This window comes from Nocardioides cavernae, from assembly GCF_016907475.1.
Classification (GTDB): domain Bacteria; phylum Actinomycetota; class Actinomycetes; order Propionibacteriales; family Nocardioidaceae; genus Nocardioides; species Nocardioides cavernae.
This window is the reverse complement of sequence record NZ_JAFBCA010000001.1, coordinates 1,847,614-1,862,070: the sequence shown is the minus strand read 5'-3', so window position 1 is coordinate 1,862,070 and position 14,457 is coordinate 1,847,614. Positions and strand designations below refer to the sequence as shown.

12 protein-coding genes are annotated in these 14,457 nt (G+C 71.7%); 4 read left to right on the top strand and 8 right to left on the bottom strand.

Going from position 1 to position 14,457, the window contains the following annotated elements; all coding sequences use genetic code 11:
• Positions 1 to 3 precede the first annotated feature (3 nt).
• Positions 4 to 4,893: an NAD-glutamate dehydrogenase gene (locus JOD65_RS08615; protein WP_191196337.1), complete on the bottom strand. Its 4,890-nt coding sequence runs from the start codon at positions 4,891 to 4,893 to the stop codon at positions 4 to 6.
• A gap of 78 nt (positions 4,894 to 4,971) precedes the next feature.
• Here JOD65_RS08615 and JOD65_RS08610 point away from each other — a divergent pair, with 78 nt between their 5' ends.
• Entirely contained in the window at positions 4,972 to 5,550 is a 579-nt protein-coding gene (locus JOD65_RS08610; RefSeq protein WP_204811044.1) for a DUF2505 domain-containing protein, read from the top strand.
• Here JOD65_RS08610 and JOD65_RS08605 read toward each other — a convergent pair.
• The 4 genes from JOD65_RS08605 to JOD65_RS08590 are packed head-to-tail and all read right to left on the bottom strand — an operon-like array spanning position 5,547 to position 9,273.
• Positions 5,547 to 5,756, bottom strand: coding sequence for a hypothetical protein (locus JOD65_RS08605; RefSeq protein WP_191196335.1), 210 nt, complete (start codon positions 5,754 to 5,756; stop codon positions 5,547 to 5,549). The two genes, JOD65_RS08610 and JOD65_RS08605, sit on opposite strands and share 4 nt — an antisense overlap.
• A gap of 37 nt (positions 5,757 to 5,793) precedes the next feature.
• The gene (gene pruA / locus JOD65_RS08600; protein WP_191196334.1) at positions 5,794 to 7,422 is read right to left on the bottom strand and encodes an L-glutamate gamma-semialdehyde dehydrogenase; all 1,629 of its coding nucleotides are present in this window, start codon (positions 7,420 to 7,422) and stop codon (positions 5,794 to 5,796) included.
• A 58-nt stretch (positions 7,423 to 7,480) separates the two neighbouring features.
• Positions 7,481 to 7,825, bottom strand: coding sequence for a DUF6912 family protein (locus JOD65_RS08595; RefSeq protein ID WP_191196333.1), 345 nt, complete (start codon positions 7,823 to 7,825; stop codon positions 7,481 to 7,483).
• Entirely contained in the window at positions 7,822 to 9,273 is a 1,452-nt protein-coding gene (locus JOD65_RS08590) for a WS/DGAT/MGAT family O-acyltransferase (RefSeq protein WP_191196332.1), read from the bottom strand. The genes JOD65_RS08595 and JOD65_RS08590 overlap by 4 nt, the downstream gene beginning before the upstream one ends.
• A 109-nt stretch (positions 9,274 to 9,382) precedes the next feature.
• On the opposite strand from JOD65_RS08590, the gene JOD65_RS08585 reads away from it, so the two are divergent.
• Together JOD65_RS08585 and JOD65_RS08580 are read left to right on the top strand one after the other, a co-directional pair.
• Positions 9,383 to 9,799, top strand: coding sequence for a hypothetical protein (locus JOD65_RS08585; RefSeq protein ID WP_191196331.1), 417 nt, complete (start codon positions 9,383 to 9,385; stop codon positions 9,797 to 9,799).
• Entirely contained in the window at positions 9,796 to 11,133 is a 1,338-nt protein-coding gene (locus JOD65_RS08580; RefSeq protein ID WP_191196330.1) for a hypothetical protein, read from the top strand. Before JOD65_RS08585 ends, JOD65_RS08580 begins: the two co-directional genes overlap by 4 nt.
• 1 nt (position 11,134) lies before the next feature.
• On the opposite strand, the gene JOD65_RS08575 is transcribed toward JOD65_RS08580, so the two are convergent.
• The 3 genes from JOD65_RS08575 to JOD65_RS08565 form a co-directional block, all read right to left on the bottom strand.
• Positions 11,135 to 11,986, bottom strand: a complete 852-nt coding sequence (locus tag JOD65_RS08575) for a calcium-binding protein (protein ID WP_191196329.1) — start codon at positions 11,984 to 11,986, stop codon at positions 11,135 to 11,137.
• A 78-nt stretch (positions 11,987 to 12,064) separates the two neighbouring features.
• Positions 12,065 to 13,360: a CpaE/TadZ family protein gene (locus JOD65_RS08570; RefSeq protein ID WP_204811042.1), complete on the bottom strand. Its 1,296-nt coding sequence runs from the start codon at positions 13,358 to 13,360 to the stop codon at positions 12,065 to 12,067.
• Between the two features lie 13 nt (positions 13,361 to 13,373).
• Positions 13,374 to 14,102 (bottom strand): CpaB family protein, encoded by a 729-nt coding sequence (locus JOD65_RS08565; protein WP_191196327.1) that lies wholly within the window; start codon positions 14,100 to 14,102, stop codon positions 13,374 to 13,376.
• A 99-nt stretch (positions 14,103 to 14,201) separates the two neighbouring features.
• Here JOD65_RS08565 and JOD65_RS08560 point away from each other — a divergent pair, with 99 nt between their 5' ends.
• Positions 14,202 to 14,447, top strand: coding sequence for a helix-turn-helix domain-containing protein (locus tag JOD65_RS08560; protein WP_191196326.1), 246 nt, complete (start codon positions 14,202 to 14,204; stop codon positions 14,445 to 14,447).
• The last annotated feature ends 10 nt before the right edge of the window (positions 14,448 to 14,457 follow it).

Sequence of the window (14,457 nt, the reverse complement as noted above, 5' to 3'; positions counted from 1 at the left end):
GGCTCAGGACAGCAGGCCGCGCACCACCCGGAGGCCGACCGACAGGCGGGCCAGCTCGGCGGTCTCCTCGCGGCAGATCTCCTCCAGCGTCGACGCCGCGCGGCCCACCAGCTCCTCGTCGGCGTCCTCCCAGGCGGCCACCCGAGCGGGCGCCGAGTCGGCGGCGTCGGTGGACCCGAGGACCTGGGCGGTCAGCTGCTGGTGGACGCCGTAGAGGTCGTCGCGCACCGCGGCCCGCGCCATCGTCTGCCACCGGTCGTCGCGGGGCAGGGCGAAGATCCGCTCCACGAGCGCCGGCAGGCCGAGCCGCTCCCCCAGCGCGAAGTGGACCCGGGCCACCTCGACCGGGTCGAGGTCGAGCCGGTCGGCGGTCTCGACGATGCCGAGCAGGGCGTAGGCGGACGCCAGGACCGCGACACGGGAGGCGAGGTCGCCGGGCACACCCTGGTCGGTGAGCCGCTTCTCGCGGCCGCGGTAGTCATCGAGCTCGTGCCCGCTCATGATGCCGGGCAGCTCGGCCATGACCCGCTGGACGGGGCCGCGGAAGAACTCGACCGTGGCGCCGGAGTCGAGCGGCGGTCGCCGGGTGGTGACCAGCCAGCGCGACGCGCGCTCCACCAGCGTGCGCATCTCGATCCGCATCCGGGTCTGGCGCTCGGCCGGCACCTGGTTGTCGAGCGCGGCGATCTCGTGGCGCAGGGGAAGGGAGCCGAAGATCTCGCGGGCGACGAAGTTGGCCCTCGTCAGGTCGGCGGGGGTGGCCCCGGTCTCGCCCTGCAGGCGGGGCCAGAAGGTCATGCCGGCGCCGTTGACGAGGTCGTTGACCACCTGCGTCACGATGATCTCGCGCCGCAGCGGGTGGTCCTCGATGGCCGCCTCGAGGTCGGGCTTCATGCGGCTCGGGAAGTAGGCGAGCAGGTCCTCGCGCAGGTAGGGGTCGTCGGGCAGGTCGGAGTCGACGAGCTCCTCGGCCAGCACGATCTTGGTCCAGGCGAGCAGCACCGACAGCTCGGGCGCTGACAGCGCCTGCTTGCGGTCGAGGCGGCGCCGGACCTGGCGGGTGCTGGGCAGTCCCTCCAGCTCGCGGTTGAGCACGCCGCGCTTCTCCAGCGCGCGCATCCAGTCCTCGTGCACGTGCAGCAGCGACGGCGCGTGGGCCTGGGCGTTGGCGAGCGCGAGGTTCTGCTCGTAGTTGTCGCGCAGGACGAGCAGGCCGACCTCCTCGGTCATCTCGGCGAGGAGCTCGTTGCGGGCGTCCTCGCCCATCGCCCCCGACCGCACGACGCGGTCGAGCAGGATCTTGATGTTGACCTCGTGGTCGGAGGTGTCGACGCCGGCGGAGTTGTCGATGAAGTCGGTGTTGATCCGACCGCCGTCGCCGCCGGCTCCGAACCGGGCGTACTCCACCCGCCCGAGCTGGGTGAAGCCGAGGTTGCCGCCCTCGCCCACGCACCGGGCGCGCAGGTCCTCGCCGTTGACGCGGATCGCGTCGTTGGCCTTGTCGCCGGCGTCGGCGTTGGTCTCCTCCGACGACTTCACGTAGGTGCCGATGCCGCCGTTCCACAGCAGGTCGACCGGCGCGACCAGGATCGCCTTCATCAGCTCGGCGGGCGTCAGCGAGGTGACGCCGTCGGCGAGCCCGAGGGCCTCGCGCACCTGGGCTGACACCGGGATCGACTTGGCCGAGCGCGGCCACACCCCGCCGCCCTCGGAGATGAGGGAGGCGTCATAGTCCTTCCAGCTCGACCTCGGCAGGTCGAAGAGGCGGCGCCGCTCGGCGTACGACGGCGCGGCGTCGGGCGAGGGGTCGATGAAGATGTCGCGGTGGTCGAAGGCGGCCACCAGCCGGGTGTGCTCGGAGCAGAGCAGGCCGTTGCCGAAGACGTCGCCGGACATGTCGCCGATGCCGACCGCGGTGAAGTCCTCGGCCTGGCAGTCGACGCCCATCTCGCGGAAGTGCCGCTGCACGGACACCCAGGCGCCCTTGGCGGTGATGCCCATCGCCTTGTGGTCGTAGCCGACCGAGCCACCCGAGGCGAACGCGTCGCCCAGCCAGAAGCCGTAGTCCTTGGCCACACCGTTGGCGATGTCGGAGAACGTCGCGGTGCCCTTGTCGGCGGCGACGACGAGGTAGGAGTCGTCACCGTCGTGCCGCACGACCTCGCGGGCCGGCACCGTGACGCCGTCGACGAGGTTGTCGGTGATGTCGAGCAGGCCGGAGATGAAGGTCTTGTAGCAGGCCACGCCCTCGGCCAGCCACGCGTCACGGTCGGAGGCGTCGGGGAGCTGCTTGCAGAAGAACGCGCCCTTCGCCCCGACCGGCACGATGACGGTGTTCTTCACCATCTGCGCCTTGACCAGTCCGAGCACCTCGGTGCGGAAGTCGTCGCGACGGTCCGACCAGCGCAGGCCGCCGCGGGCCACCGCGCCGAAGCGCAGGTGAGAGCCCTCGACGCGGGGGCTGTAGACGAAGATCTCGAAGCGCGGGCGCGGCTCGGGCAGGTCGGGGATGGCCGACGGCTCGAGCTTGAAGGAGATGTAGGGGTGCACCTCGCCGTCGGCTGAGCGCTGGAAGAAGTTGGTGCGCAGCGTCGCCCGGACCAGCGTGCGGTAGGACCGCAGGATGCGGTCGTGGTCGAGGCTGACGACGTCGTCGAGGGCCTTGGCGAGCCGCTCCTCGACGGCCTCCACCTTGGCCACCCGCGCCTCGGCGTCGTGCTCCAGCCCGCGGTCGCCGCGACCGGGGTCGAAGCGCGACTCGAAGAGCTCCACGAGCAGCCGGGTGATGTCGACGTTGCTGCGCAGCGCCTCTTCGATGTAGTCGAGGGCGAAGGGCGAGTTGCCCTGCTTGAGGTACTTGGCGTACGCCCGCAGCACGGTCGCCTGGCGCCACGTCAGCCCGGCGGCGAGGACGAGCTGGTTGAAGCCGTCGATCTCGTTGTAGCCGTCCCACACCGCGCGCAACGCCTCGGCGAACAGGGTGCGCTCGCGGGGAGCGAGCGTCCGGCCGTGACGCAGGCCGAACTCGTAGATGAAGGACGGCCGGGCGAGCCCGGTGAGCTCGTAGGGACGCTCGTCGACGACCTCGACGCCCATCGACGTGAGCATCGGCAGCATCGCGCTCAGCGACAGCGGCTCGCCGACCCGGAAGACCTTGAGCCGCGACTCGCCGCGGCGGTAGTGGCCGCCGCGCTCGTCCTGGTCGAACAGCGCGAGGTCGATGCCCACCTCGCCCGGGATGGCCTCGATCCGGCCGAGGTCGGCCGATCCGCGCTGCGCCTGGTAGTCCTCCTTGTACGCCTCGGGGAAGGCATTGGCCCAGGCCCTCGCCAGCCTCGAACCCTCGTCGACGCCGTGCTCGCTCACGACGGCGGCCACGAAGTCGTCGCGCCACGACCGCGACGCCTCCGTGAGCCGGCGCTCGAGGTCGGCGACGTCGATCTCGGGGATCTGGCCGCCCTTGGGCGGGTGGACCACGAAGTGCACGTGGGCGGTCGTGGACTCGTTGACCCGCGCGGTGAACTCGACGTGCTCGCCGCCGAGCTCCTCGGTGAGGATGGCGGCGAACCGCTCGCGCACCGCGGTGCTGTAGCGGTCGCGGGGCAGGTAGACGAGGACCGAGACGTAGCGGCCGTAGGTGTCGCGGCGCACGAACGCACGCAGCTGGCGGCGCTCACGGGCGCTCATCACGTCCTGCGCGACGGGCGCCAGCTCGTCGGGCGAGGTGTGGAACAGCTCGTCGCGCGGGTAGTTCTCCAGCGTGTCCATCAGCGCCTTGCCGGCGTGGCTGCGGGGGTCGAAGCCCGCGTGGCGCATGACCTCGGTGACCTTCTCGCGCAGGACCGGGATGCGGGTGACCGACTCGGTGTAGGCGGCGCTGGAGAACAGGCCGAGGAAGCGGCGCTCGCCGACGACCTCGCCGTCGGGGCCGAACGTCTTGACGCCGACGTAGTCGAGGTAGGCGGGGCGGTGCACGGTGGAACGGGAGTTGGCCTTCGCCAGCACGAGCAGCTTCTTCTCGCGGGCCTTGGCCTTCACCAGCGGGGGCAGCTTGGCGAAGGAGGCGGACAGGTCCTGGTCGTGGCGCAGGATGCCGAGGCCGGACCCGGGGAGGGCGCGCAGGCCGCACTCCTCGGGCGCTCCCTCCTCCGCCTCGAGCTGGTACTCGCGGTAGCCGAGGAAGGTGAAGTGGTCGTCGGCCAGCCAGGTGAGGAAGTCACGGCCCTGACGCAGCTCCTCGGCCGCGAGCGGCGGCGGGTCCTGGTCGAGCTCGTCGACCACGGCGAGGGCCTGGGTGTGCATCTTCTCCCAGTCCTCGACGGACTCGCGCACGTCGCGCAGCACCCGCTGGAGGCCCTCGGTGATCTCGGCCGCCTCGTCGTCGTCGGTGCGGTCGATCTCGACGTGCATCCACGACTCCGCACCCTCCTGGGCGGAGGGCTGGGTCTCGGCCTGGACGGCCGCCCGGGGGCCTCCCTGCGCCTCGTGGGCGTGCACGTGCTGGAGCTCGCCGGTGATGTCGCGCTCGACGGCGAACTGCGGGTGGATGATCGAGTGCACGTTGTGCCCGAGCCGGTTGAGCTCCATCGTCACCGAGTCGACGAGGAACGGCATGTCGTCGGTGACCACCTCGACGACCGATCGGCCCGACGCCGACCAGCCGGCGTCGGCGATCGTGGGGGTCACGACACGGACGGCGGCCGTGCCCTGCGGGCGGGAGGAGGCGAGATCGCGGTGGGAGGAGACGGCACCCAGCAGGTCCTCCGGGGACCGCTCGGCGACCTCGTCGGGAGCGACGTGGCGGTAGTAGGCGCGTACGAGGTCACCCCACTCCGGACGGGCTGCCGTCGCTGCGTCGAGCTGCTGGTCCTTGGTCTCCTCAGGCGTCGCCACGCTCCGACACTAGAACCCGCGGTGTGACCGTCACAACACGGGTCGGTACCCGGGGGTCACCTCGCCCGTCGGGGCGTGATGAGGGTGCCGGTCCTCGCCCCCGTCGACCCCGTCGGCCATGATGTCGGCACCGGTCGGGGCGTCCGCCCCGGCCGCTCGGACGAGCACCCCGGAGGAGCCTGGATGGGCAAGCGCGTGGTCAAGGAGCTCACCTACGACGCCTCGCTCGAGGAGGTGGCGGCGATGCTCACCGACCGGACCTTCCGCGAGCTCGTGCTCGAGCGGATGCGGGTCGTGCGCGGCAGCGTCACCGTCGAGGGCGGCGTCGTCACGATCGAGCAGGTGCAGTCGTCCTCCGGCCTGCCGTCGTTCGCGACCAGGCTCGTCGGCGACGAGATCCGGATCGTGCAGGTCGAGACGTGGCGCACGACCGAGCGCGCCGACGTCGAGATGGCCATCCCCGGCAAGCCGGGCGAGATGGCCGGCACCGCGACGCTGGTCGAGTCGGGCGGGCGCACCACCGAGCGCGTCGACCTCGAGGTGACCGTGCGGCTGCCGCTGGTCGGCGGCAAGATCGAGGGCCTCGTCGCCGACATGCTGGGCAAGGCGCTCGACACCGAGCACCGCACCGGCGTGGAGTGGCTCGCCTCCCGCTAGCCCGCGGGAGGGGTGCGCGACGGGGGTTCTGCCGACGCGGGGTCCTTCTCGGACACCGCTCCGTCGTCCTCGCCACGCCGGCGCCAGATCACCAGGCCGAGCACCACGAACGGCCCGAACGCCAGCAGCAGCGTGAGCGCCTGCTCGTAGGGGTGCAGCGCCCCCATGTGCCACAGGGAGCGGAGCGGGAGGACGGGGGCGAGCACGCCCCCATCCTCCCCCATCCGCTCGGGCGTCGGGACGTCAGCCCTGGTGCGGGTAGCGGTGGTCCTTCGGGGGCACGAAGGTCTCCTTGATCGACCGCGGCGAGGTCCAGCGCAGCAGGTTGACCGCGGCACCGGCCTTGTCGTTGGTGCCGGACGCGCGACCGCCGCCGAAGGGCTGCTGGCCGACGACGGCGCCGGTGGGCTTGTCGTTGATGTAGAAGTTGCCCGCGGCGAAGCGCAGCGTCTTGCGCGCCCACGCGATGGCCGCACGGTCCTGCGAGATGATCGCGCCGGTCAGGGCGTAGGGGGCGAACGACTCCATCTGCTCCACGACCTTCTCGAAGCGCGCGTCGTCGTACACGTGCACGGCGAGGATCGGGCCGAAGTACTCGTCGGCGAAGATCTGGTCGGTCGGGTCCGTGGACTCGATGATCGTCGGCCGGACGAAGTAGCCGACCGAGTCGTCGGTCTGGCCGCCGGCGAGCACGGTGAGGTGCTTCTGCCGCTTGGCACGCGCGATCGCGGCCTTGTGCTTGGCGAACGCGCGGTCGTCGATCACGGCACCCATGAAGTTGGTGAAGTCGGTGACGTCGCCCATCGCCAGCGCGTCGGTGTCGGCGATCAGCTGGTCCTTGATCTTCGCCCAGACCGACTTCGGCACGTAGGCACGCGAGGCGGCCGAGCACTTCTGGCCCTGGAACTCGAAGGCACCACGGATCATCGCCGTGCGCAGCACGTCGGGGTCGGCCGACGGGTGCGCGACGATGAAGTCCTTGCCGCCGGTCTCGCCCACGATGCGCGGGTAGGAGCGGTAGCCGGTGATGTTCTCCCCCACCGTGCGCCACAGGTGCTGGAACGTCGGCGTGGAGCCGGTGAAGTGGATGCCCGCGAGGTCGCGGTGACCGAGCGCCACCTTCGACACGTCGAGCCCGTCGCCGGGGAGCATGTTGATGACGCCGGGCGGCATGCCGGCCTCCTCCAGCAGCTCCATCGTCAGCGAAGCGGCGAGCTGCTGCGTCGGGGACGGCTTCCAGATCACCGTGTTGCCCATCAGCGCCGGAGCGGTGGGCAGGTTGCCCGCGATCGCGGTGAAGTTGAACGGCGTGATCGCGTAGACGAAGCCCTCGAGCGGACGGTGGTCGGTGCGGTTCCAGATGCCCGGGCTGTTCGCGATCGGCTGGTCGGTGAGGATCTGCTTGGCGTAGTGGACGTTGAAGCGCCAGAAGTCGATCAGCTCGCACGCGGCGTCGATCTCGGCCTGGAAGGCCGTCTTCGACTGGCCCAGCATCGTCGCGGCGTTCAGGGTCTGGCGCCACGGGCCGGCCAGCAGGTCGGCAGCCTTGAGGATGATCGCGCAGCGCTCGTCGAACGGCATCGCCCGCCAGGCCGGCGCCGCGTCGTTGGCGGCCTTCACCGCGGCCTCGGCGTCCTTGACCGTTGAGTTCTTCAAGGTGCCGAGCACGTGGGCGTGGTCGTGCGGCTGGACGACCTTCATCTCCGCGCCGCCGCCGTTGCGCCGCTTGCCGCCGATCACGGCACGGAACGACTGCTGCTTCTTCTCCAGCCGGGCCAGCTCGGCGACGAGGGTCTCCCGCTCCGCGCTGCCAGGGGCGTACGTCAGGTTCGGCTCGTTGGTGGGAGCCGGAGGAAAGGTGATCGCGTCCATGCGGCTGATGGTGTCAGACCCGCCTTCACGCCTCAAAGTGCTGGATCAACGGGCACGATCACTGGGAGGCGAGGAGGTCGCCGATCTCCTGGGTGGCCCACCAGGCCAGGTCGTCGTCGGCGTCCGCGTCGTCCTCGGTGTCGACGTGCACCGCGACCACGTCGCGCCAGCGGACCGGACCGTCGGCGGCGGAGGTCTCGGCCACGACGACCACCCGACGGCGCCGGCCGTCGGGCAGACCGGCCACCAGCTCGGCGGACGCGTCCGCGGCGGTCATCAGCGCGACGTACTCGCCCTCCTCGCCGTCGTCCGGGGCGAGGACCGGGTCGACGACGCGAGGGCCGTCGGCCGCCCAGTCCTCGGCCAGCCGCGGCAGCGACGACGGGAGGTAGCGGCGGGTCACGTCTTCTCCTTCGCGGCTGCGTGCTTGCGCCCGCGTGGGGCGCGCGGCCGGGTGTCGGAGGCCGAGTCCTTCAGCTCGTCGAGCGCCTCGAGCAGGCACTGGCCGAGGACGTCGGCGTCGGGCACGGCGTCGCGGTCGGTCGTGATGCCGTAGAACACCCCGCCGTCGTACGACGTGACGCCGATGGCGAGCGGGTGGTCGGGCAGCAGCGGGTGGACGGGGTAGGACTCGAGCATCCGGGCGCCGTCGGCGTAGAGCGGGAACTGCGGCCCCGGCACGTTGGTGACGGAGACGTGGAAGCCGCGTCGCAGCTCGGCCGTGGCCAGCCGGGCTCCCAGGGCGTGGAACGTCGTCGGGGCGAAGCCGGCGATGCCGGACAGCCGACGCGCCGAGACGTTGCGGCCGTTGTCGCGGTGCGCCCGCAGGTCGTAGCTGACCTGGTGCAGCCGCACGACCGGGCTGGGCTCGCCGATCGGCAGGTGCACGAGGTGCCCGGTGATCTGGCTGCCGAGCGACGTCGGCTCGAGCTCGTCGTCGATGACCGACATCGGCACGATCGCCTTGATGGTCCGCAGCCCGCCCAGCGACTCGGCGCGCGCCATCAGCCAGCCGCGGAGCCCGCCGGCGATGGTGGCCAGGATGACGTCGTTGACCGTGCCGCCGTGCACCTCTCGGATCGCACGGTAGTCGGAGAGCTCGGTGTGCACCGTGACGAACCGGCGCTGCTGCGAGAGCCGGCGGTGCACCGGCGTGGAGTGCACGGGGCCGCGTCCGGCGAGGGCATTGGCGACCTCGGCGACCCGGGCGCCCGAGGCCGACGCCGCGCGGCCGAGCGACTCGGCATTGGCGCGGGTGGTCATCCAGAGCGTGCGCGGGCTCTCGAGGCTGTCCGTGACCGCGGTGAGGGCAGCCGCGACAGGCCCGGCCGGGCGGCCCGGGCGCCAGTCGTCGTCGTGCCCGAGGGTCGACCGGTCCGGGGACGTGTCGAGCAGCACCTGGCCGATGTCGACGGTCTCGCGGCCGTCGACGAGGATCTGGTGGCTCTTGGTCAGCAGCGCGACGTGGCCGTGCTCGAGGCCCTCCACGAAGTAGCACTCCCACAGCGGACGGCTCCGGTCGAGCGGCCGCGACGCGATGCGCGCGACGAGCTCGCGCAGCTGCTCCATCGAACCCGGGCGCGGCAGCGCGGAGCGTCGTACGTGGTAGCCGAGGTCGAACCCTTCGTCGTCCACCCAGGCCGGGTTGGCCAGCCGCCCCGGCACCAGCTGCAGGCGCTGGCGGTAGCGCGGGACGAAGGCGATCCGGTCGGCGATCAGCTGCACGAGCCGGTCGTGGTCGAAGCCGGACTCCCCCGGGTCGAAGATCTCCACCGTCGCGTTGTGCATGGGCGTCGTGGGGGACTCTGCGGCCAGGATGGCCAGGTCCCGCGGCCGGAGCCGCTCGCTCATCTGATGCCCTCTCGTCGACGATCTTGTCCCGCATGGGATTCTGGCAGAGGCAGTGACCCGGCGGGTGCCGTGGTCGCTGCCTGCCCGTGCAGCTGCAAAGGAGATCCTCGTGTCCGGTCGCGTCGTCACGCGCCTCGCCCCCCTCGTCCTCGTCCTGGCCGCCTCGCTCAGCGCCTGCGGCGGAGACGGGGACACCGACCCGCCGGCCACCGACCAGAGCGCCAGCTCCTCCCCGTCCGACTCGGGGTCCAGCAGCACGGCCGACGGCGTCGCCGTCACCGTCACGCGCGAGGGCGACTCCTTCACCCCCAACGGGGAGCGCGTCGAGCTCGGGATCGACCAGACCCTGGTGCTGACGATCGAGGCCGACGAGGCCGGTGAGCTCCACGTGCACAGCACGCCCGAGCAGGAGATCGCCTACGAAGCGGGAACTTCTGAGCACGAGATCGTGATCGACCGTCCGGGCGTCGTCGAGGTGGAGAGCCACGAGCCCGACGTGATCCTGCTCCAGCTCGAAGTCCGTTGACCCCCCTCGCCGTCGGCGGCTCGATCTCGGCGCACGGCCTCGGCGGCGCCAAGGACCTGCCGATCCCGTCGGAGCTGGCGATCGCAGGTGCCGTCGCCGCGCTGGTCGTCTCCTTCACCGTGCTGGCGGTGGCGTGGCGCGAGCCGCGCTACGACGCGGCGACCAGTGGTCGACCGGCTCCGGAGTGGCTGGACCGCATCGTGTCGTCGCGCGCGCTGGCGATCGCCGCCCGCGTGCTCGGGATGGCGTTCTTCCTCTACGTCGCCGCGGCCGCGGTGTTCGGCGAGGACACGCTGATCAACCCGTTCCTCGGCACCTTCTACGTGATCCTGTGGGTCGGCCTCGTTCCGGCGTCGCTGCTGCTCGGGCCGGTGTTCCGCGCGATCAGCCCGGCACGCACGATCAGCATGCTGTTCGCGAAGATCTCCGGCGTCCCCGAGGGCGAGGGCCTGTACGTCTACCCCGCCCGCCTCGGCTACTGGCCGGCCGCGGCCGGGTTGTTCGCGTTCGTCTGGCTCGAGCTGGTCTACCCCTACTCCACCGACGTCGGGCCGGTCCGGTTCTGGTGCGCGGCCTACCTCGGCATCATGTTCATCGGCTCGGCCCTGTGGGGTACGACGTTCCTCGCCCGTGCCGACCCGTTCGAGGTCTACTCCTCGCTGGTCGCCAAGCTGTCGATCTGGGGCCGCCGCGACGGCGTGCTGGTCCTGCGCAGCCCGCTCGCCAACCTCGACACCGTGGTCCCGCGGCCCGGTCTGGTGATGGTGGTCGGCGTCCTGTTCGGCAGCACCGCGTTCGACTCCTTCCGGGAGTCGACCCCCTGGCTCAAGCTCGTGCAGTCGATGTCGACGTCACGGGTGTGGCCCGACACCCTGGCGCTCATCACCTTCTCGGCGGGCGTCGCGCTGGTGCTGACCGTCGCCACGATGGCGACGGGCGTCAGGAGCGACATCCCGCGCCGGACGCTGCCCAACCAGTTCGCGCACTCGGTGATCCCGATCATCGTGGGCTACATCGTGGCCCACTACCTGACCTACTTCGTCGAGTACGGCCAGCAGACGCTCATCCAGCTCAGCGACCCCTTCAGCCGGGGCGACAACTACCTCGGCACGGCCGACCTGCAGGTCAACTACTGGCTCTCGGCGCACCCGACGTTCCTCGCGGTGAGCAAGGTCGCTGCGGTCACGCTCGGCCACGTCGTCGGCGTGGTGGCCGCCCACGACCGTGCGATCAAGCTGCTGCCACGACGGCACCAGCTCACCGGTCAGCTGCCCCTGCTGGTGGCGATGGTCTTCTTCACCGTGGGCGGGCTGTACCTGCTGTTCGCCGCCTGACTCAGCGCTGGACCGGGCCGTAGGGCCAGCCGGCCGGCAGCACGTCGGTGACCTCGATGATCTCGCACGAGCCGCGGTAGTCGATGACGTCGGCGGGGTCGCGCCAGCCGATGTAGACCACCCGGTCGGCGTTGCCGCTGTCGCCCTGAGTGGGGTCGTCGCAGTGGATCTTGTCCTGCTGGCCGTCGGGGAGCACGTAGATCGTGTCGTTGCCCTGCTCGGCGAAGACCTTGTCGGCACCGGGGCCGAGGAAGACGGTGTCGTCACCCTCGTCGCCCTTGATCTTGACGTCGTTGCCCTCGCCGTCGATCAGCACGTCGTTGCCGGGACCGCCCTGGATCGCTCCGTCGTCCCCGGGCCCGGCGTCGATCCAGTCGTTGCCGTCGTTGCCGATGTGCTTGTCGATGCCGTCCCCGCCGAAGAGCTGGTCATCGCCCTCGCCGCCGCCGACGAGGTCGTTGCTGCCCTCGCCGTGCACGATGTCGTTGCCGGCGCCGGCGGTCAGCTTGTCGTTGCCCTCGCCGCCGTACATCACGTCGTCACCCTGGCCGCCGTCGATGGAGTCGTTGCCGAGCCCGCCCGAGCCCCAGTCGTTGCCGGGCTGGAGGGTGATCCAGTCGTCGCCGTCGTCGCCGCTGACGGTGTCGTGGCCGTTGCCGGCATAGACCTTGTCGTTGCCATCCCGGGCCGTCACCTTGTCCTGGCCGCCGATGGCCATGATCTTGTCGGCGCGGTTCTTGCCCATGATGGTGTCGTCGCCGGTCGTGCCCTGGAACAGCTTGGCCGACGCCGGCGAAGCGGCCAGGACGACGGCGAGACTGGAGATGGCAGCGATGCGAAGGTGACGTGACATTTAGGTTCTCCCTTGGAATCAGAACCCAAAGTACGTTGAATCTTGATGATTTTCAGAATTTTGACATCTTGAGTTGCCTCATCTGGAACCCGCGGATCGTCGCCCTCCTCCGTGTCCCGTCGAGGTGCGACCCCGTCGCAGGCGGGTCCGCACGGACGGACCGTCGGCGCCCCCGCGGGCGTGGGCCGGGAACACCGCGTCGGCGAGAGCGGCGAGGGCCTGCACCAGCGGCGAGGCGCCCAGCTCGGCGACCGGGCGACCGCTCACCAGCGCCTGGTCGAGCCCGGCGCGGTCGTCGGGCAGGAAGTGCAGGCCGGCGACCCGGCTGAATCCCTCGACCATGCCGGCGATCTCCTTCTCCGACCACCCGATCGAGGACCGCATCCGGTTGACCGCCACGCGCACCGGCGTGCCGGGAGCACGGTCGCGCAGCTCGACCAGCCCGCGGGCGAGCCGGGTGAGTCCCACGGGGTCGGCCGAGCCCACGACGACCACCTCGTCGGCCTGCTCGAGGGCGGCGAGGGTCAGGGCGTTGCGCCCGGGACGACCGCCGAAGTCGGAGCCGGTGTCGTCCTCCAGGCTGAACCCGGTGTCGGCCACGACCTGGCCGTGGGTGCGCGCCCGCTCGAGCAGCTGGTCGACCTGCGCCGCGCGCACCTCCCGCCACCGGTCGGCGCGCGGCAGGCCGGTGACCACGGCCAGGTGGTCCCCGACGCCTCGGCAGACCGAGGGGAAGCGGTCGTCGAGCTGGCCGGCGGCCGCGAGACGGGAGGCGGACAGCAGGCCGGACACCTCGTCGAGGATGCCGAGCTGCTGGGCGACGGCACCGCCGTAGGGGTCCAGGTCGGCGAGCACCACTGCCGCGTCGCGCCGGGCGAGCTCCCACGCCAGGTTGGTCGCGACCGTCGTACGCCCGGGGGCACCGGCCGGACCCCACACGGCCACGAGACGACCGGGCTCGACCGCGGGCACGTGGTCGACCTCGACGTCGTGGACCGGCACGTCGTCGCGCACGCGGGTGTCGGTGACGTCCTCGACGATGGTGACCACCCGTGGCAGCGACGCCAGCTCCCCCCTGCCGACCAGTGCGGTGATGCCCAGGCGTCCGGCGTGCTCGCGGGCGTCGAGGTCCTCGGGGAGCGCCGAGGTCACGGCGACCGGCCGCACGGCATGGCGGCGGAGGTGGGCGACGCTCGCCGGGTCGAGGCCCGGGGCGTCGAGGGAGACGACGGCGACGTCGGCCTGGCCGCTCGTGACGGCGGCGAGCAGGTCGTCGACGTCGACGCAGCGCTTGAGGACGACCACCCCCGGGTGTGCCTCGAGGTCGGTGAGGGCCGGTGACTCCCATGCCTCGCCGGCCGCGAGCAGCAGCACGCAGATCACGTCGTCACCCCCTGCCGACGACGCGGACCCGGTCGTCGCCGACGGCGGCCAGGACCTCGCCGAGCTGCTCCTCGTCGGCCTCGGGGACGGCGAGGACGAGCTGTCGGCTGGTCGCCGATGCGAAGGCGTCGGACACCACCGGGGCGTCGAGGACCGCGACGTCGCCGAGGACGAGCTCGGCGGCCGCACCGCCGCGACGCTGCGCGAGGGTCCGGTCGGCCACGACCCACACGTCGACCCGCGAACCGCGGACCAGGTCGGTGGGGACGTGCTCGGGGGCGACCGCGATCGACAACGACACGGTGTCGTCGGCCGCCTGCTCCCCCAGCGCGCCGGCCGGCACCAGCTCGCCCGCCGACAGCGGCCGGGTGAGGGTGAGCGCTGCGGGCAGCTCCTCGTCGACGCCGAGGTAGCGGTCGTGGTCGGCGGACTCGTCGAAGCGCACCCGGGTGGCCTCGAGGTCGTCGGCGGTGAGCGTCTGCCCCGCCACCAGGTCGGACGAGGCGGCCCACACCGAGGTCATGTCGTCGGCACCGGACAGGATGCGCGCGCCCGCCACCACCGACCCCGTCACCAGGGCCACCCCGATCCACAACCGCGGGTCTCGCCACCCGGGCGTCGTGGCCCGCGTGGCGGGCGGCACGTCGGTGGCGCGGGTGGTCGTCGAGGCGGCGGGCGACGGGGCGTGACGGGACGAGCCGCGAGAGAAGGTCCGAGAGGTGGTCCGAGGCACGATGCCATCATTGCCGCACCAGCCGGACTTCACACCTGTCTCTCCACAGGGACGGCCGGGCGGCGACGGGAGCCGGGCGCGCGGTGGCACGATGGCCCCATGGCCGACGACCCCCGCTTCCTGACGCTCGCCGACGTCGCGGAGGTGCTCAACACCTCCGGCGCGCAGGTCTACGCGCTGGTCCGTCGCGGCGAGCTGCCGGCGATCAAGATCGGTGGGCGGGGCCAGTGGCGCGTCGAGCGGGTGCAGCTCGAGGAGTTCATCCAGCGGATGTACGCCGACACGCGCACCTTCGTCGACCAGCACCCGTTCGTGGACGCGGAAGCCGAATCGTCCGACACCTAGGTCGTGGGGT